The organism is Rhizobium sp. NZLR1b (assembly GCF_019685155.1).
In the GTDB taxonomy this organism is placed as follows: Bacteria; Pseudomonadota; Alphaproteobacteria; order Rhizobiales; family Rhizobiaceae; genus Rhizobium.
This window is the reverse complement of the sequence record NZ_JABDWC010000042.1, coordinates 1-18,550: the sequence shown is the minus strand read 5'-3', so window position 1 is coordinate 18,550 and position 18,550 is coordinate 1. Positions and strand designations below refer to the sequence as shown.

The following is an 18,550-nucleotide window of genomic DNA, read 5'->3' as shown; positions in this document are numbered from 1 at the left end:
GTCGCCTCTCGCTCTTCAATGGCAGATTCTATCAACAGCGGCCGAAACGGCAGGTGGGCGCTTTGAGAAGAGCCCACGCAAGATGTGAAGGGACTGAATGCGGAGTTAGAATCGGCCGGATTCTTTGTCATCTACGACGCGACACGCAACGCGTGTCGGCGGGCAATCGGCGGGCCTTCGGCGGAAACATTTATCATCGACAGAACTCGCTAAATCGGAGGAATCTATGACAAGCGCATTCGTGGCTCGCGACGGATCCCGATGGATGCCGGAATATTTAGATTCGATCAACCCTGCGATGTGCATCGGCTGCGGTCGCTGCTTCAAGGTCTGCTCTCGCGAGGTCATGCATCCCTACGGCATCGACGAGGCAGGCGAAATGCTCGGTGTCTGTGATGGCGAGGACGACTTTAATGGTGAGCTCAGTCGCGTGATCATGGTCATTGATTATCCCGGCCGCTGTATCGGCTGCGGAGCGTGTGCGCGCGTCTGTCCCAAGAACTGCCAGACTCATGTCGCCGTTGATCATCGTGCGGTGCACGGATCTTGATTCCATTCGGAGCGATAGAAGCCGCCGGCGCTATTCACAGTGCGGGACAATTGCATCGGTTCAAGACGTGGAGAAGGCGGCATGGCAACTTAGCATGCAAGCAAATCCAGCCATGCGATGCGAAGCTCTTTCTGGGCATCCAGTCTTCCATTCGGAGGCAATGATCACAGGAAACACCAGGTCGAAAGTCGAACGATCTGAAGAGAGGAGGCATTGAACTGTGCATTTAGCCGCGACGACAGCCTTCCCGTTACATCCTTGGGCGGCCGAAGCGGGCTTCGGATTTGAAAACAAGATCCAACCACGAGCTTCTAAATGAGGATCCTTATGAGAGCATTAGATATCTCTGTCGTTGGAGCAACCGGGGTGGTTGGAACGGCCCTGATCAAGTTATTGGAAAAAAGCGAGATTGCGGTCGATCGACTGAGGCTGTTCGCCTCCAGTTCGGGTGCGCGTCAACTCAAGTTTCGAGACCAAACATACTTAGTTGAGGCACTACGCGACATTCGCAATATCGATGATACCAAAACCGACATTGCATTCTTCTCTGCAGGCGGCGACGTAAGCGCCGTATGGGGACCTCGGTTCGCATCCCAAGGAGCCTTGGTGATTGATAACTCGAATGCTTTTCGAATGAGCCCTGACGTACCCCTCATCGTACCACAAGTTAACGCCTGTTCACTTACGGTTCGTCCACCGTCTGGAATAGTAGCAAATCCAAATTGCTCCACGATACAGCTGGTTCGGGCACTACGACCGTTGATAGCGACGTTCGGCGTTAACCAGGTTCTTTTGACTACTTATCAAGCCGCCTCAGGAGTTGGCCGGCGCGGGATTAACGAGCTAGAAGACGGTGCCGAAGCCTGGCTCAAGGGGAGCACGCGGCCCGCTGCGGAGAGCTTCCCTGTCTCTCTTGCATTCAATGTCATACCGCAGATCGGAGAGATTTCCAGCGAAGGCGTGGCTCTCGAGGAACGCAAGCTGGTTCAAGAGTCACGGAAGATCTTCGGTATGCCTCGTCTGCAGTTAACCGCCACCTGCGTTAGAGTGCCGGTAAAGACGTGTCATTCCGAGGCGGTATACGTCGAGTTCGACGATCATGTTCGACTAGAACAGGTCCATGAGCTCCTGGCAAATGAACCAGGTGTTCGACTTTATGCTGACGAAATTCGCGACGGATATCCAACGCCGCGCTTTCTGGGAGACCCTGCATATGTTCACGTCGGTCGAGTCCGAGTTAATCCAGAGAATCCGCGCGGGCTGTGGATGTGGGTTGTAGCCGACAACGTTCAGGTCGGAGCCGCACTCAACGCACTCCTCATCGCACAGCTTGTGATCGCCAATAACTTGATGGATGAAACATGAAGACGACTATTGTCAAATTCGGCGGTTCGAGTTTTCGAGATCCTTGTGACTACGCTCGAGTTGCTCAGCATTTAGCTAAGCTGCGGGCTGCAGGCGGAACCAAGATTATCGCCGTGGTCAGCGCAATGTATGGTATAACCGACAAGCTGAAAGCAACCATGCTTGGCGTCAACAGGGAAGCATCACCATCGAATCTCGATGCGGCACTTGCCACGGGCGAGATGCTAAGTGCCTGCATGTTGGAAGCTGCGGTCAGTCGCCTTGGGATTCCCGTGACGTCGTTGAACGGCTATGTCCTAGGGATACGCACAAATTCAGACTTCGGTCGGGCTTCAGTAGAAAGCGTCGATCCTCAGCCAATCAGGGCTGCACTTCAGGAGCATGACATTGTCATTGCCACGGGTGGTCAGGCAATTGATCAATTGGGCAGACTAACGTTTCTCGGCAGAAACAGCTCCGACCTGACAGCCGTCGTGATCGCAGCTATGTTAGGAGAGCAAGCTTGCGAAATATATTCAGATGTTAAGGGCGTCTACACCGCAGATCCTCATCTTGTACCAGGGGCACGATTAATCCCGAAGATTGGGTATTGGACGATTGCGCAGATGTCGCGGCAAGGCGCAAAGGTGCTGCACCATAGGGCAGTGGATTATGCTAAAAAGCACGCAGTCGCCATAGTTTGCAAAGCACTGACTAGTGACGGAGCGGAGACGGGCACGATCATCACAGGCCACGGATACTCCGGTTCCGTGACAGTAGCACGCGACGCAGCAGTATTAGCTGTCGCGAGTGACGCAGAATGCGACACTCTCCTTGTGCTTCTTGATCAACACGACATTAGCTCAATATTCTTTGAAGTGGACGGCAGGCCTTGCCTTTGCATCATAACCGACATCGATTTTGCGATGCGCCTTGTCGCATCGGCAGGCACGCGCGCGGTCGCCATCGGATCAAGGGTCGTGGTGACCGAGCTTAATGGCGCGATGTCGCGCGTCCACCTTCACGTTGACTACGAGAGCGCCTTGGCACATGCACAAAACATCCACGAACAGATGTATCCTGCAGCCATTCGCGATCTTGTGATAGAGAACGACTAAACAGCGCCACAGGCGACGCCCGAATGGAGGCGGCGGCGAAGTCGCTTGATCTGGCCATCGGGCCGGGGATGCTTCGACTTGGTAGCCGGGTGATCGCTAGCGACGATCGCCTGTTCCACCGCCCTGATAACCTCGGCACATCGTCGACTTCAACATGCAGCCTTCATCGCAGGGACAGGGCGCGGACAGACGCGATCGTTAACTTCGAAAACGTCATTGTCGAATGCAGGTTCTGAATCGCCGCTTTCCAGTTGGTAGACGAGGACAGTGCAAAGCGGCTGAAATCAACCCTTCGCCTTGCAGTGCGCCAGCACCTCGTCCTCGTGCTCCAACGCGCGCTTGATGCCCTTGCGCCGGCCGCTGGTTGCCAGACTCATCGCGCAGGTACCTCGCATGCTCGGGCCATTGATGCGGCCAGCGGCAGTCCGCGCCGCGGTGCCATATGACTAACGGCCCTTGATGACATCGCGGTCGGTCTTCAGCGCGCCTCCTAGTCTCCGACTTGTTTGATGTCCAGATGTCGTGGAAGTCTCGTCGCCAATGAGCCCAGCAGGCGGCCTCCTTAAAGCGAGATGTTCCCTTTTCTCCAGGCGCGTATAGCTTGCCATATCCTTTGTAGCCGTCAGCCTGAAGGATGCCGCTTGATTGCTTGAGGTGGCGGTGGACGTGCTCTTCTTTCCAGTCAGGAGCAAAATAGTAGACTGCACCGGGCGGGGAACTGCCTGCCCATGGACGCTGATCGCGGACATACGTCCAGATCCTGCCCTTCTTCACACCCTTGCCCAACCCCTTATCCCGCAGCGAGCGATCCAGCACTCGGATCGGGGTGTCGTCGGCATGAAGGAGGTCACTTGCCATAATCGCCGTTTCGATCCGCTCGATGAGAGGCTGAAGCACCTGCATGGCGCGACCACACCAATCAGCCATCGGCTGTCGGGAATGTCGGCGCCCATGCCGGCGAAGATCTCGTTCAGACGGTACAGTGGCAAATGGTCGTCGAACTTCGAGACCAGAATGTACGCCAAGAGGCCAGCGCCGGCCATGCTGCCCGGTATCGGGCGGCTGGGTGCTGCCACCTGCACCATTTTCTCGCAGCAGCGGCAGGACTTCTTCAGTCGAGCAACCTTGATGACTTTCATCTGCGCGGCGATCATGTCGAGGATTTCGCTGACGTCCTCACCGACAAGACGCAATTCACCTCCGCATTCCGGGCAGCAGGAGCCAGGATCGAGCTCTCGGCGCTCGCGAACCGCCTTGTCCGAGACGCGTGGGCGCCGGCGCATGATCTTTTCAGAGGTATCCGCCAAGGGAACAACAGACGCCGCCTCATCAACTTCATCGATTGGGGCAGTAATGGCCTCAGCGGCGGCGATCAACAGATCCTCAAGCGCCAGTTCCAACTGCTCGATTTCACGCTCAATCTTTTCAGACGACTTGCCGAAGACCTGTTTCTTCAGCTTGGCAATGCGCAGCCGCAGCGTTTGGATTAACTGATCATGCGCTTGCAATGTGGCCGACATCTTCGCGTTTTCCGCCTGCAAAGCGGCAATCATTGCCTTGAGAAAGGCTGGATCGTCCGGAAGATTTGTCGTCGCGCTAGACATGATCCTGACTACCACGAGCCAGGATAAATTTCTATAAAAACCAGTGGTTTCAGTGGGATAAAATCACCCGACACGGGCCGGTGGCGCACCCCAATCAGGACGACGCCAATCGATCCCTTCCCACAACATCGCCAGTTGGGCCGACGTCAGCCGGGCAGTCCCGTCGGATGCCGAAGGCCAAGGAAACCGCCCCTTCTGCAAGATCTTGTAATACAGGCAGAAGCCCTGGCCATCAAAATACAGCAGCTTCAAACGATCGCCACGCTTGCCGCGAAAGGCGAAGACCGCGCCGCCAGTCGGCTTCTGACGCAAAACATCCTGCGCAAGCGCGGCAAGGCCTTCTACTCCCTTGCGCATGTCCGTGATCCCGCACGCAAGATACACCCGAACGCCGGTCCCAGGCCCAATCATGCTGCTTCCACTGCCCGGATAATCTGCGTCAGGACATCGGGAGCCACAGAACTCTCGAAACGAAGCGTGCGGCCGCAGATCAATCGTAGCTCGATCATCCGGAGCAGCTCTCCCTCAATTCAGGGGCATCGGTCTGCACGGCATTCAGATCGACGGGAATGAACAATGCATTCGAAGACACCGGGAGCAGCCCCTTCTTCTTGAGCTCGCTACGCCAGGCGTATATCTGCTGCCGCGTTACATCATGACGATGAGCAATCTCTGTGATCGTGGCTCCAGAAACCCCAACCGCCGTAACAATCGCGAGCTTGTCCTCGTTGCTCCACCGACGTCGGCGTTCTTGCCCAAGAATTTCTACGCGCATCGCAACCTCGCCTAAGACACGTCGCTAACGACGTCGTTAAACACGTGTCTTAGGCCATCAAGATCTCAGGCGGCAGGCGGTGCCAATCGGGCGGTTACGCCCAAAATAGACATGGCGGACTTGGCCAGCGCAAGCACCGCGGGCGTGATCCAAACTCACCCACCGGCTAGCTTCATAGAGTCGCGCCGCTTAGGGCCGGATGCTTCGATCCAGGTCGAAGCATGACAGCGTTAGAAGCCGGCGACCTTGGCGAGCGCCCGCTTCTCGCGTCGGCGCTGGACCGAAGAGGCAATGTTCATCGCCTCCCGGTATTTCGCAACCGTGCGGCGGGCGAGATCGACGCCGCCCTTCTTCAGCATCTCGACGATATCGTCATCGGAAAGCACCGCCTCCGGGCTCTCCTGCAGGATCAGCGCACGGATCTTGTGACGCACGGCCTCGGCCGAATGGCTGTCGCCGCCGGCGACGGCGCTGATCGAGACGGTGAAGAAATATTTGAGTTCGAAGAGGCCGCGCGGCGTCAGCATATATTTATTCGACGTGACGCGGCTGACGGTGGATTCATGCATCTTGATCGCCTCGGCGACCATTTTCAGGTTCAGCGGGCGCAGGTGGTCGACGCCGTGCAGCAGGAAGGCGTCCTGCTGGCGGACGATTTCGCTTGCCACCTTCATGATGGTTTTTGCCCGCTGGTCGAGGCTGCGCGTCAGCCAGTTGGCGCTCTGCAGGCAATCGGAGAGGAAGGCGTGGTCCTCGCCGTTCTTCGTCACACGGGAAAAATAGGACTGGTTGACCAGCACGCGCGGCAGCGTATCCGGATTGAGCTCGACCAGCCAGCCGCCGTCCGAGGCGGGCCTGACGACTACATCCGGCGTGATTGCTTCGGAAACACCCGCTTCGAAGCCGCTGCCGGGCTTGGGATTGAGCTGACGGATCTCGCCGAGCATGTCGAGAAGATCCTCCTCGTCGACGCCGCAAAGCCGCTTCAGCGTGGCAAAATCACGCCGGGCGAGCAGTTCGAGGTTTTCGACCAGAGCCTGCATGGCCGGGTCGTACCGGTCCTTCTGCCTGAGCTGGATCGCCAGGCATTCGGCGAGGCTGCGGGCGAAAACACCTGTCGGATCAAGGCTCTGCAGGGTGGCGAGCACGCGCTCGGCCTGTGCGAGGCTCGTGCCCAGCCTCTCGCCCGCCTCGACGATATCGGCCTGCAGATAACCGCAGTCGTCGAGCTGATCGACGAAATTCTGCGCGATCAGACGGTCGGCCATGTCAGGCAGGACGAAGGGGATCTGCTGGGCGAGATGATCGCGCAGCGACACCTGGCCGGCGACGAAATCGTCGAGATCGTAGTCGGCGCCCTCGTCGCTGCCCGGCATCGACTTCCACTGGCTGACGAGTTCCGGCGCATCGAGGCGCTGCGGGGCAACGTCATCAGGAAAGACATTGGTGTAATTGGCGTCCAGTTCGTCGTTCAGCCGGCTCGTGCTGGCGCTGCCGCCATTGTCATACCAGTCGCTGGAAAGCGCCTCGGTCCGGTTGTCGTAACCGTCATCCGACCCGGCATCCTCCGGCTGATGAGCATATTCTCCATCTTCGCTTTCGCCACGTTCTCCGACCGCCTCGCCGTCATTCGACGGAAATTCAAGCAGCGGGTTCTTCTCCACTTCCAGGGCGATAAACTGGTTGAGTTCGAAATGAGTCATCTGCAGCAACTGGATGGATTGCATCAGTTGCGGTGTCATCACCAGGGACTGGGTCTGGCGCAGGAAAAGATTGGCGGACAGTTTCATGACGAAGTTCCACTTAATTCTCGGGTCCATGCCTGATCATGACCTCAGGCACGGAGATCGATGCCTTCACGTGAAATTGGCACGTGCTTGGCATCATGAACCACTTGGGGCAACTTGGGCGCCCCGGCGCCAATAGCTTTCAAGAAAGCCTGCCAAATCATCGATTGAATTGCGAAAAAGAATATTCTTAATTTTAGTTATTTCGGCGAGCAGTGAACTTGGTTAGGAAAGTGCATTTGTCGCGGAGCCGACGACGGTGCAGATTGTCGCAATTGTCCATATTCCTTTCGTGTTTGGTCTCAGTTGTGAGGTTTAGGGTTCTCGTTGATCGGTTTCGTCCTCGGCGAGGATCCGCCAGGCGGCGCCTTGAAGGTCGTCATACTGGCCGCTCGTCAGCGACCAAAGGAATGCCAGGAGTCCCATTCCTCCCATCAGTAGCGCGATCGGTATGAGATAGATCAACATGTTCATGCGGCTTCGACCTCCGCACTCCTGCCGATCCGCCCTCGAATTTGCATATCCCGACGCTTGCCGAAGGCGTTCAGGCGCAGGGCGTTCGTCACGACGATGATCGAAGAAGTCGACATTGCCACCGCCGCTATCAGCGGCGTCGCCAATCCGGCAATGGCGATCGGCACCGCCAGAACGTTGTAACCGATGGCGAGAGCGAAGTTCTGCCGGATGAGGCTGGCGGATCGTCGCGCAACGGCGATCGCTTCCGGAACAGCGTCAAGGCGATCATTGAAGAAAACCAGATCAGCCGCCTGTCTGCCGATATCGGAGGCCGTGGCCGGCGCCATCGAGACATGCGCGGCAGCAAGTGCCGGGGCGTCGTTGATCCCGTCGCCAACCATGAGCACGCGACGACCTTCGCCATTCAGCCTCTGGCATTCCTCGACCTTCTGTTTAGGCGTCAGAGAGCCCAAAGCCCTGTCGATACCCAGGACATGCGCCGTATTGTCGACGACGGTCTGCCTGTCTCCGGACACGATCAGCGTTTCAAGGCCGGCTGCTTCGAGCCGGTCGATGGCCTCGCAGGCACCTGGACGAAGCGTGTCATCGAAGAAGAAGCGGGCAAGATCGACGCCATTCTTCGACAGGACCACTTCCGAGAACGGACTGTCGGCGGTGCGGGGCACGACGCTGGTTCCGCAGGCAAACACCGCGTTGCCCAATCGATAGACATCTGCTCCATTCCTGGCTTCCAGTCCCCCGCCTCGGATTTCCGTGACGAGGTAGAAGACCATGAGGTCGGTTTCGGTATCCCGTACCAGGGCCCGAGAAAGAGGATGCCGTGAATGCGCTGCCAATCCACGAGCGATCACGGTGGCGCTCTCGTCCATGGCGTCCACTCTGACAAGGCGCGAACTGCCGATCGTCAAGGTGCCTGTCTTGTCAAAGGCCACGGTGTCGGTCTCGGCCAGTCTTTCGAGCGCTGAGCCGTCCTTCACCATGATGCCCTTCCGGAAAAGTTCGCCCGCGGCGACGATCTGGACCACGGGTACGGCAAGACCCAATGCGCATGGGCAGGTAATGATCAGCACCGCAACGGCGACCAGCATGGCCTGTTTCCAGTCTCCGCCCTGGAGGCCCCAGGCAAGGAAGGAGACCAGCGCCAGCAGATGCACGACCGGAGAATAGAGCGTCGCAGCGCGATCGGCGATCCTGCGATAGCGAGCTCTACCGCCCTCGGCGGCTTCCATGAGGCCGATGATCTCCGAGAGAAGCGAATCCTTGGCAATTCTTGTCGCCCGCAGCACGAGGGAGCCGGTCAGATTCATCGCCCCGGAACTCACTTCGCTGTTGCTGGCGACGGCGACCGGGCTGCTCTCGCCGGTGACGATGGAGAGGTCCACGTCGCTCTCTCCGCTGACGACGATGCCATCGACGGGAACCCGTTCGCCTGCGGCTATCGAGATTTCATCCCCCGCCGCGATTTCTTCTACCGCAATGTAGCGTCGCGACCCGTCCGGATTGATCAGTAATGCTCCGCGCGGCGCCAGTCTTGCGAGTCCGTTGATCGCCGCCCGAGCCTTTTCCCGCATGACATGATCGAGGGTTCTGCCGATCAGCAGGAAGAAGAGCAGCGAGACCGAAGCGTCGAACCAGGCATGCTCGCCGTGATGGACGGTCTCCCACAATGAAACGGCATAGGAGAGCGTCACGGCGAGCGAAATCGGAACGTCCATGTTGGTGCGCCAGTGCCGCAGCGCATTCCAGGCCGATCTGAAGAAGAAGCGCCCCGCATAAACCAGCGCGGGCGCTGCTATCATCGCCGAGATCCAATGAAACATGTCGCGCGTCGCAGCATCTGCGCCCGACCAGACCGATACCGAGAGCAACATGATGTTGGCGGCCGCAAAACCGGACACGCCGATCGCGAGGAGAAGTTGATTTCTGGTCTTGTCGTTCTCGGGAGCTGAGGGCGTGAAGAGATGCGCGCGATATCCGGCCGAGTTGATCGCTGCCAGGATCTTGGACGGATCGGTTGCGCCCGTCTCGATCTCCTCCTGGTAGACGCAGCTCACCCTTCGGGCCGTGAGATTGACTCGTGCTGTCTTGACGAAGGGAAGCGCCAACAACGCCCTTTCGATGGTCGAAATGCAGCCACCGCAGTGGGCGTCGGGAACGCTCAGGTCCAGCTGGCGCAATCCTTCGCCGAGCGGCTGGCTGGCAAGGCGGACCTCTTCGGCATTGAGTGATGTCGTGCTGAGGGCAAGCACGCTTTCCGCGTCCATGGTACAGCAGTTCATTGGCCTGACTCCGCGGTATCGATGCGTTTTGCCTCATGCATGACGACAACGCCGCCGTTTCGCGAGGTGGCCTCGACGATCCAGTCACCGTCGGCGAGATCATGCTCCGCTTCGAACCGCCCCGCGGCTGTCTTCCTGAGCGTAAGGAGGAAGTCCTCGTGGTCTCCGACCGGACGTTTGAAATTGAGAATGACGTCGTCGACGATCGCAGGCGATCCGCTCTTGTCGTGAATATCGTAGCGGATCTCGTGCCCCGTTATGGAGAGGCTGCCCTCGATGCCGGAAGCGGCCATTGCCTTCATCGCCGCCGCTTTGCGGTTGAACTCCTGACTGGCGACATAGGTGTTTTCCACGACCAGACCGCTCCAGCTGGAAGAGGCATAGAAGGCCATGGTGACGTTTACCGCGATCACCACGCCAAAGAATGTCGAGGTCGAAAGCAGCATGTGCAGGCCTGTAAAACCTTGAGCGGAGGTCTTCATTTGATGTCTCCCGGTGCATTGAACGCCGCGCGGTAGGTTGCCCGATCGGCATGTTCGGTATCTTCGATAACGAACAGAAATTCATTGGTCGCGGCTCCGGTAGGCTTGCGCGTAACGAAGATCTTCAGCGTCGTGGCCGCGTCGGGCTCGGCATGTACTGTAAAGCTGCGGGCGTCTTCCTTGCCTACCTCGGGAATACGCATCGTCGCCCCCTCCAGCCCGACCAGGCTTATGTTCACATCCCTGGGCTTCGGCACCATGTTCAGGATACGAAGCGTGTAACCGTTCCGCAGCGAGCCGTCGCTTTCCAGAACATACTGGGGGTTTCGGTCGTGAACGACGTTGAGTTCAAGGCGCTCCCGAAAGGTGAGATGGACGAGCATGGCCACGCCGACCGCCGCCCAGGCGATTGCGTAAAACACGGTTCTCGGACGAAAGATGATGCGCCAGTTGAAGTGCCGGATCGCCGGAACGAAAGTCCCATCATCGTTTCTAACCCTTGACGGCTGAACGGCTGTTCGCCCTACCCTGGTGGCAAGCGACATGTTGCTCGAGTATTCGCTCAGCGTGGCGTAGGCGATCAGGCCGCGAGGCTTCCCGCGCTTCTCCATACGACCGTCGCAGGCGTCGATGCAAAGCGCGCATGTGATGCACTCCATCTGCTGCCCGTTGCGAATGTCAATTCCCATCGGACACACGGCCACGCAGGCATTGCAATCGACGCAATCCCCGACCGGGATGCCCTTGGCTCGAGCGCTCTTGGGGTACCGCGACCGCTGCTCGCCCCTCCAGGCATTGTAGGTGACGACGAGAGAATTTTCGTCGAGCATCGCACCCTGGATGCGTGGCCAAGGGCACATATAGGTGCACACCTGCTCTCGCATGAGACCGCCGAGCACATAGGTGGTTGCAGCAAGGATGGCGACGGTCGTGTAGGCGGTTGCAGGAGCGTGGCCGGTGAACAGCGAAACAAGCAGGCACGGCGCGTCGGCAAAATAAAAGATCCACGCTACCCCCGTGACTACGCTTATCAGCAGCCAGATCGAATGCTTGACGACACGCTTCCTCAGCTTGGCAAAGCTCATTGGCCTAGCGTCGAGCTTCATTCGCGCGTTTCGATCGCCTTCGAGTGCACGTTCGACGACGAGAAAAAGATCAACCCAGACCGTCTGCGGACAAGCGTAGCCGCACCATGCGCGGCCAACCGCGGAAGTGACGAGAAACAGGCCGAGGCCTGCCATGACGAGGAGACCCGCTACATAGTAAAATTCCTGAGGCCAGATTTCGATGAAGAAAAAGAAGAAGCGCCGTGAGGAAAGGTCGATGAGGATTGCCTGGTCAGGCGCGTAAGGACCGCGATCCCAGCGAATCCATGGCGCGAGATAGTAGATGCCGAGCGTAACCAGCATGACGATCCACTTGAACCGACGGAATCGTCCCTCTGCACGCTTGGGAAAGACCTTCTTCCGAGGAGCGTAGAGAAGCTGCCGGTTGCGACGGGCGTTGACTGGCTCGCCACTGAGCCTTTTGATGTATCGGGATCTGGTGCGGTGCGGAGGTTCATGGGGCCTATCGGACTTCATCTGCCGTTGTCCCATCTGCTGCGCATCTGCCCTTGATGCAGATCAAGAGACAAGGCCTTCCCGCGAAAGGAAAACGCCATGGAGAGAGGGCGTGGCTTTGGGGGGCTGCGGGGGAACAAGCAACCACGCTGGAACGTCCTCGACAAGGCTATTGCAACCGGCTTGTCTGCTCGTGGTCTTTGAGGCAGGTCCAACTGATGATCGACCTGCCGCTCTTTGCTAGGTCGTCCTGATTGGAAGGTGGCGGCGTGGCCTTGCCGCGTCGTGCCATAGAGATCGAAGATTTGGTTGTCGCCGTGAGCTGTCATGGTTTTTTTCCTCACGTCCCGCCGCCAAGCGAATGCACGAAAATGGTAAGTTCCTTGACGGTCGTATCGCCGAGACGCCCTGCCCAGGCAGGCATGACGCCATGCTTGGGAGCGGCCACCTGACGGATGATCGCATCCTCGCCACGTGCCTTCAGCCAAATCGCATCGGCGAGATCTGGCGTGCCCATTTCGGCTTTTCCTTTGGCGTCGTCGCCGTGACATGCGGCACAGTTATCGACGAAGACCTGTTTTCCGGCCTCTGCGAGGCCGGGGTCCGACGGTGTATTGGTCAGTCCCCAGACGTAAGCCGCGACCTGCCTTGTCTGGAGGGGATCCAGAACATCGGCAAAGGGCGGCATCTCGGAAGCATGAGTGTCCGTATCCTCGTCGAAGCGAATTCCATGCGCGATCGTCGCCTGGATGGCATCCAGGTCTCCACCCCACAGCCAATCGTTGTCGTTGAGGTTCGGAAATCCCGGGCCGCCGCTTGCTCCCGAGCCATGGCACGGCGCGCAGTTCACCTTGAATGCAGATGCGCCGCCGGCGACCGCGAATTCGCGAAGGGCAGAATCGGAATCGATCTCGTGCACCGTCTTGGCGGCGATCAGATCATGAAGCGTCGTCTGCGATGCCTTGGCCTGATCGAGGTTCTGCTGCAGCTCGGCGCGGCTGGAATAGCCCAGCATGCCCTTCGTAGCGTCGGTAATCATCGGGATCGCGGGATATGCGATCGCATAGCCCAAGGCCCAGACGATAGTGGCGTAGAAGGTCCACACCCACCAGCGCGGCATCGGATTGTTGAGTTCGCGGATGCCGTCCCATTCATGTCCGGTCGTTTCGACGCCGCTAAATTCATCGATATGTTTTTCCGACATCTCAATCATCCTTCAAGGGAATATCGGCGGCCTCTTTCGCCGTTTGGTTGCTGCCTGGGCGAAGAGTGAACACAATCGCACCGATGAAGAATGCCGCCATTGCCAGGAGCCCCCAGCTGTCGGCAAATTGTCTCATTGCAGTGTAGGTTTCCATGGATCACCTCATCGGTAACCGGTCGCGTCGTCGTAGGTCGAGAAATCGACCAACGTTCCGAGCATCTGCAGGTAGGACACCAGGGCATCCATTTCGGTCAGCGCGGCAGGATCGCCGTCGAAATCGCCGGTCTTCGCCTTCGGATAGCGGGCAAGCAGGGCCGTCGTATCTGCGTTCGGATCGGCTTGGGCCATCATGTCGGCCTCCGCGTTCGCCAGCATGTCGTCGTTATAAGGCACGCCCACGTCCTCGTTGGCCTTCAGGTCCATTCCGACGTCCTTGACCGTCACCCTCTGCTCTTTGAGGAAGGCGTAACTCGGCATGATCGACTCCGGCACCACTGCCCGAGGATAGGCGAGATGCTGGACATGCCATTCGTTGGAGTAGCGCGCGCCGACACGGGCCAGATCCGGCCCGGTTCGTTTGGATCCCCACTGGAAAGGATGGTCGTACATCGACTCGGCCGCGAGCGAGTAATGGCCGTAGCGTTCGACCTCGTCGCGGAACGGCCTGATCATTTGGCTATGACAGAGGTAGCAGCCTTCGCGGATGTAGATGTTTCGGCCGGCCAGCTCGAGCGGCGTGTAGGGCCGCATGCCTTCCACCTTTTCAATCGTGTTCTGCAGGTAAAACAGCGGTGCGATTTCGACGATCCCGCCGATGCTCACGACGAGCAGCGAGCCGACGAGAAGAAGCGTCGCGTTCTTCTCGAGGATCTGATGTTTATCAAGTATCGATGCCATGTCTCACCTCATTCGGCAGGCTGTGCTTGCGGCACGAAAGTGGTTGGGATCGCAGCCTCGTCGCGTAGATGGCCGCGGATCGTCATGAACACGTTCCAGGCCATGACGAGACCACCCGCCAGGTAAAGCGTTCCGCCCACGGCGCGCAGCACGTAGTAGGGGAACATCGCCGCGACTGTCTCCGCGAAGGAATAGACGAGGAAGCCCTGGGAATTGTACTCGCGCCACATGAGCCCCTGCTGGATGCCGGCAACCCAAAGCACGGCGGCGTAGACAACGATCCCGAGGGTTGCGAGCCAGAAGTGCCAGTTGACCATCCGCAGGCTGTAGAGACGCTCGCGTCCCCATAGCTTCGGCGTCAGGTAGTAGATCGCCCCGAAGGTGATCATACCCACCCAGCCGAGAGCGCCGGAATGCACGTGGCCGATCGTCCATTCGGTATAGTGGCTGAGCGAATTGACGGTTTTCACCGACATCATCGGGCCTTCGAAGGTCGACATGCCATAAAAGGCAATGGCGACGATCATCATCCGGATGATGGGATCGGTGCGGATCTTGTCCCAGGCGCCCGAAAGGGTCATGAGGCCGTTGATCATGCCGCCCCAGGAGGGCATCCAGAGCATGATCGAGAAGACCATGCCGAGCGTCTGGGCCCAGTCGGGCAGTGCCGTGTAATGCAGATGATGCGGGCCGGCCCAGATGTACATGAAGATCAGCGCCCAGAAGTGGATGATCGAAAGCCGGTATGAATAGACCGGTCGGTTGGCCTGCTTCGGCACGAAATAATACATCATTCCCAGGAAGCCGGCGGTGAGGAAGAAGCCGACGGCGTTATGGCCGTACCACCATTGGGTCAGCGCGTCCTGGACACCCGAGAAGACAGAATAGCTCTTGGAGCCAAGGAACGAGGCCGGAACCGCCAGGTTGTTGACCACGTGCAGCATGGCGATGGTGATGATGAAGGCAAGGTAGAACCAGTTTGCCACATAGATGTGTGGCTCTTTGCGCTTCAGGATCGTTCCAAGATACACGGCGAGATAGGCTACCCAAACGATGGTCAGCCAGAGGTCGACGTACCACTCAGGTTCGGCATATTCACGGCCTTGAGTGATTCCAAGAACGTATCCGGTCGCAGCCATCACGATAAAAAGCTGGTAGCCCCAGAATACGAACCAAGCCAGGTTGCCGCCGAAAAGACGCGCGCGACAGGTGCGTTGCACGACGTAGAATGACGTCATGATGAGCGCATTGCCGCCAAAGGCGAAGATAACCGCCGACGTGTGCACGGGCCGCAGTCTTCCGAAATTGAGATAAGGGGCGATGTTGAGGTCAGGAAAGGCCAGTTGCAGCGCGATGATCACGCCAACCAGGAAGCCAACCACGCCCCAAAACACCGCGGCGATCAAGCCATACCGTATCACCTCGTCGAAATAGCCGGACTTATCGACGTTACGCTGTCGGCCTGCCGGCGAAAATTCAACCTTGCTGACCATCAGCACAGCCCCCATAACGAGGCAGAGGCAAAGTATGCCCATATGAACCGCAAAGAGATGATCATGCGCGAATGCGGCTAGTAGCAGCGCTAGAAACGCCGCGACCGCGATCACCATCGTTTCCGTTGTGTAATTCATGATGTCGTCCCCAGTACGCCGACGACCGCTTCGCGGCCGTCTTTCTCGCCAGGACTGTCATGAAGCCGCAAATTGCTCCTTGATCCACATCAACGAGAGGACAAAAAGACGGAACGACGCTGCGGTTATAAGTACAAAGGCTTTAATCCGCTGACACGCGCTGACTATTCCACCGTCAAGTCCACGTCCCGTCCATTGTTGCCCGTGGGCAAGCCCACTCGGAGAGCCGGCATACGGTTTCGACACGCTGAATGAAGGGTCGCTGGCCGTTGAAGGCCCAACAGGAGAGCCAAGAATTTTTTGCAAGCCTCGACCGGGATATGAGTGGTCGAATGCGACCCGAATTTTCGAATGCGGGAGCCATGTAGTTAGCCATGCGTCCACCTGAGCTCGAGCCTCGTCCTCCGATGACCTCAACTTTGATGTCGCTGTATTTCTTCTGCAGCGATCCCAGGCGAGCCAGCGCCCGCCCGCAGGGTCCGCAGGTAGTCGAAAAGAAGTCGAGGATGTATATCTTGCCGAACTGGAAGTTGGAAAGCGGTTCGCCGCGTAGCCAGTCCAGCGCTTCGATCGACGGAGCTGGAGAGCCAGCACCCAAAGTGTTTACCCCCGCTTCGTGCCAGAAATCATCGCGTTGTGACAGACATCAGGTCGAGCCGATTTGATTTCCGTCAATCTTGGGCCCGAAACATCAATAGCGACAAAAAACTAGACCGCGCCTAGCACACTCCTGAACCCCGCATCACAAATGATTGTCGGGTGAGATCGATGCCAAATCAGGATGACAACAAGGGCTTTATCCCCTCGTGATAGAGACCCTATCGGTAACAACCAACGTGCGGCAATGCGGGGTTGATTCTTCATTTCGATTAATATTCGAACCGCTCCAGCATCCTCCTCAACAGTGCATTCTGCATTTGAAGCTTGCGCGCCAACTGGTCTCGGAGAAGGCTGATCTCTTCATCAAGATTGATTGCATCGTCAGAAGCGGTAGAAACATTTGAAGACGGTCGAAGAACGACTGCACTCATTTTCGCCTTCTTGCGGCGCTTTCGCGTCTGACCTTCGCCAACACGAAAGACCCTAGGTGCGGCATGCGCGGCTGTATTAGCCTCATCGGACAAAGCCGGATCAGGCGCTTCCACGGGCCTCGCGCCATCGATATTTACGCGACCATCAACAGCGCTTGCCGTTTCTTCCGAATAATCCGGAACCGCTAGAACCGCTGCGGAATGACCGTGAGGAACTGGCTTTTTGTCAGCCGGACCGTCTGTGGCGTCCAATTCGTTATTGGCTGCTCTTTCAGTCGGCTTGGCGATAGCCAATACGTCCGGCTTCACGCCATCTGCCGAGCCGTGTTCTTGTCTCTGCTGGCGTCGCGGGGACACCAGCCGGGCAAGAAGTTTCCATGGAGACGCCATTTGTTTAACCTCGAATTCTACCCCGTGTGCAACTGCGAGAAAAAGCGTTGGCGGCAGAACGAACTGCCGCCATGATCTTGACTTCAACAAGCATGAGAATGCGGCCAGCGCTTGGCCGTCTGCTGCCGATCAACCGAGGTTGAGCCGCTTTCGTAGATCGGCATTTTCTGCACGGAGCTTCTCGGCCAGCAGCTTGCGCAGTCTCTGGTTTTCCTCTTCCAGCTGCAGAAGATCCGCAAACTCATCAACTGCAGCCACCGACGGTGCGGTCGCTGTCTGCACCGCCCTTGGAGCACGTTTGACAGGCGCACGTCTGGCACTTGTCGCACCTTCGTCAGACTTTGCTTTGCGTCCTCTCTTCTGCTTTCCGGCGGTGGCATTCGAAGCCGCTGCCGGTTGCACAGAAACGGCTACTGAAGCAGTTTCAGGCACTGCCTTCTTGGCGCGAGGTTTGCGCACTTTTTTCGGTACATCGGGCGCCGCGGCGGCCGGCGTGTCGGCATTGATCATCGTAGCGTTTTCATCGGCCATTGTGGTCTCCTGTAAAGCCGATGCATTTGTCTCCTGCCCGATCGGCAGTGTCAATAACGGTCCAGCCTGTTCTTCTCGGGCTACAAGCAACTCGCTGCTTCTTGCCTCAGGAGTTAATGACATAAATGGCATTGCCTCGTCCTGCAGATCTTGAGCAACCGACTTGAGATCTGTGTCTCCCCAAATCGAGTTCGGCTTGGAATTGAGTTTTCGCCGACCTGATTTGTACTCGACGGCAAAGCTGCGCTGTACTTTTTTCAATTTAAGAAGCCTCGGTGTCTCGGTAATTTTTCAGCGACGTCTTCAGCATCGCAACAAGCCTGCAAATAATCACTATCGCGCCGGCTGTGTCCACAACGGCCTGCGAATTTCACATGCTATCGCTCTTCAGCCCGAGTGACCTGATGCGCAGGTACAACACGATATCACAGGCCCTACGGGGTCCACTCAAATTGACGAAGCCATTTCTGCGGGAGTGGATGGCGGTTATGCGGCAGGGTTCCGCGGTGACGCGGCTGAGGCGGTTCATTTGTGAGATAAGGCGGTTGACGTGGCCGAGGTGACCTTGCCCCCAGTTTTATCCAGTTTTGAGTTCGCTCCAGCGGTTTTTGGTTGCTGTTGTTGGTTCGGTAGCGGCGGGTTGCGGTGCGGAGCCATTTCGGCTGCGCAGCACCGCATCACGTCGCGGGTTGAGTGTCTGAGCGAATTCGGCCGGTGTCAGCCAGCCAAGGCCTGAATGCGGGCGTTGATCGTTGTAATCGCTACGCCAGTTTGAAAGCGCAGACCGGGCATGAGCAAGCGACGAGAACAGAGTTTCATTCAAGAACTCGTCTCGCAGCCGCCCGTTGAAGCTTTCGATAAAAGCGTTCTGGATCGGTTTTCCAGGCG

16 protein-coding genes and 3 pseudogenes are annotated in these 18,550 nt (G+C 57.9%); 3 read left to right on the top strand and 16 right to left on the bottom strand.

All coding sequences use genetic code 11. The features are described 5' to 3' along the window. Positions 1 to 226: 226 nt before the first annotated feature. The 3 genes from fdxB to HJB84_RS32640 all read left to right on the top strand — a co-directional run bounded on the left by fdxB (position 227) and on the right by HJB84_RS32640 (position 3,012). Entirely contained in the window at positions 227 to 550 is a 324-nt protein-coding gene (gene fdxB, locus HJB84_RS32650) for a ferredoxin III, nif-specific (RefSeq protein ID WP_131702669.1), read from the top strand. Between the two features lie 327 nt (positions 551 to 877). Continuing rightward, a complete protein-coding gene (locus HJB84_RS32645) occupies positions 878 to 1,915 on the top strand; it encodes an aspartate-semialdehyde dehydrogenase (protein ID WP_168277095.1) in 1,038 nt (345 codons plus the stop codon). Beyond that, positions 1,912 to 3,012: an aspartate kinase gene (locus HJB84_RS32640; protein WP_127431689.1), complete on the top strand. Its 1,101-nt coding sequence runs from the start codon at positions 1,912 to 1,914 to the stop codon at positions 3,010 to 3,012. Before HJB84_RS32645 ends, HJB84_RS32640 begins: the two co-directional genes overlap by 4 nt. 552 nt (positions 3,013 to 3,564) lie before the next feature. On the opposite strand, the pseudogene HJB84_RS34225 reads toward HJB84_RS32640, so the two are convergent. From HJB84_RS34225 to HJB84_RS32565, 16 genes and pseudogenes are all read right to left on the bottom strand, one after another. Continuing rightward, positions 3,565 to 4,151 (bottom strand): annotated as a pseudogene (locus HJB84_RS34225) (transposase); the annotation flags it as partial. 9 nt (positions 4,152 to 4,160) lie between these two features. Continuing rightward, positions 4,161 to 4,616, bottom strand: a pseudogene (locus HJB84_RS34220) (IS66 family transposase); the annotation flags it as partial. Between the two features lie 63 nt (positions 4,617 to 4,679). Next, positions 4,680 to 5,027 carry an IS66 family insertion sequence element accessory protein TnpB gene (gene tnpB / locus HJB84_RS32630; RefSeq protein WP_003554417.1) on the bottom strand — a complete coding sequence of 116 codons (348 nt, stop codon included), beginning with the start codon at positions 5,025 to 5,027 and terminating at the stop codon, positions 4,680 to 4,682. A 94-nt stretch (positions 5,028 to 5,121) separates the two neighbouring features. After that, positions 5,122 to 5,391, bottom strand: a complete 270-nt coding sequence (locus tag HJB84_RS32625) for a transposase (protein WP_168277096.1) — start codon at positions 5,389 to 5,391, stop codon at positions 5,122 to 5,124. Positions 5,392 to 5,621: 230 nt separating this feature from the next. Beyond that, a complete protein-coding gene (gene rpoN / locus HJB84_RS32620; protein ID WP_221117906.1) occupies positions 5,622 to 7,181 on the bottom strand; it encodes an RNA polymerase factor sigma-54 in 1,560 nt (519 codons plus the stop codon). 312 nt (positions 7,182 to 7,493) lie between these two features. Beyond that, positions 7,494 to 7,652: a cbb3-type cytochrome oxidase assembly protein CcoS gene (gene ccoS / locus HJB84_RS32615; RefSeq protein ID WP_127431691.1), complete on the bottom strand. Its 159-nt coding sequence runs from the start codon at positions 7,650 to 7,652 to the stop codon at positions 7,494 to 7,496. Then, positions 7,649 to 9,934, bottom strand: a complete 2,286-nt coding sequence (locus HJB84_RS32610; protein WP_168277098.1) for a cation-translocating P-type ATPase — start codon at positions 9,932 to 9,934, stop codon at positions 7,649 to 7,651. The genes ccoS and HJB84_RS32610 overlap by 4 nt, the downstream gene beginning before the upstream one ends. After that, the gene (locus tag HJB84_RS32605; RefSeq protein WP_127431693.1) at positions 9,931 to 10,416 is read right to left on the bottom strand and encodes a FixH family protein; all 486 of its coding nucleotides are present in this window, start codon (positions 10,414 to 10,416) and stop codon (positions 9,931 to 9,933) included. Before HJB84_RS32605 ends, HJB84_RS32610 begins: the two co-directional genes overlap by 4 nt. Further along, a pseudogene (ccoG, locus tag HJB84_RS32600) lies at positions 10,413 to 11,980 on the bottom strand (cytochrome c oxidase accessory protein CcoG). The gene HJB84_RS32605 and the pseudogene ccoG overlap by 4 nt, the downstream one beginning before the upstream one ends. 338 nt (positions 11,981 to 12,318) lie before the next feature. Next, complete coding sequence (gene ccoP / locus HJB84_RS32595) at positions 12,319 to 13,182, bottom strand: cytochrome-c oxidase, cbb3-type subunit III (protein ID WP_221117904.1); 864 nt, start codon at positions 13,180 to 13,182, stop codon at positions 12,319 to 12,321. A gap of 1 nt (position 13,183) precedes the next feature. After that, positions 13,184 to 13,336, bottom strand: a complete 153-nt coding sequence (locus HJB84_RS32590; RefSeq protein WP_127431695.1) for a cbb3-type cytochrome c oxidase subunit 3 — start codon at positions 13,334 to 13,336, stop codon at positions 13,184 to 13,186. Between the two features lie 8 nt (positions 13,337 to 13,344). Further along, positions 13,345 to 14,079 carry a cytochrome-c oxidase, cbb3-type subunit II gene (gene ccoO, locus HJB84_RS32585; protein ID WP_168277100.1) on the bottom strand — a complete coding sequence of 245 codons (735 nt, stop codon included), beginning with the start codon at positions 14,077 to 14,079 and terminating at the stop codon, positions 13,345 to 13,347. Positions 14,080 to 14,087: 8 nt separating this feature from the next. Beyond that, entirely contained in the window at positions 14,088 to 15,710 is a 1,623-nt protein-coding gene (gene ccoN, locus HJB84_RS32580) for a cytochrome-c oxidase, cbb3-type subunit I (protein ID WP_221117903.1), read from the bottom strand. An 869-nt stretch (positions 15,711 to 16,579) separates the two neighbouring features. Further along, positions 16,580 to 17,131 (bottom strand): hypothetical protein, encoded by a 552-nt coding sequence (locus tag HJB84_RS32575; protein ID WP_168277101.1) that lies wholly within the window; start codon positions 17,129 to 17,131, stop codon positions 16,580 to 16,582. Between the two features lie 129 nt (positions 17,132 to 17,260). After that, the gene (locus HJB84_RS32570) at positions 17,261 to 17,923 is read right to left on the bottom strand and encodes a transcriptional regulator (RefSeq protein ID WP_131702563.1); all 663 of its coding nucleotides are present in this window, start codon (positions 17,921 to 17,923) and stop codon (positions 17,261 to 17,263) included. A 316-nt stretch (positions 17,924 to 18,239) separates the two neighbouring features. Continuing rightward, positions 18,240 to 18,550 (bottom strand): integrase core domain-containing protein (locus tag HJB84_RS32565; protein ID WP_221117902.1); only part of this gene is annotated, 311 nt, incomplete at its 5' end.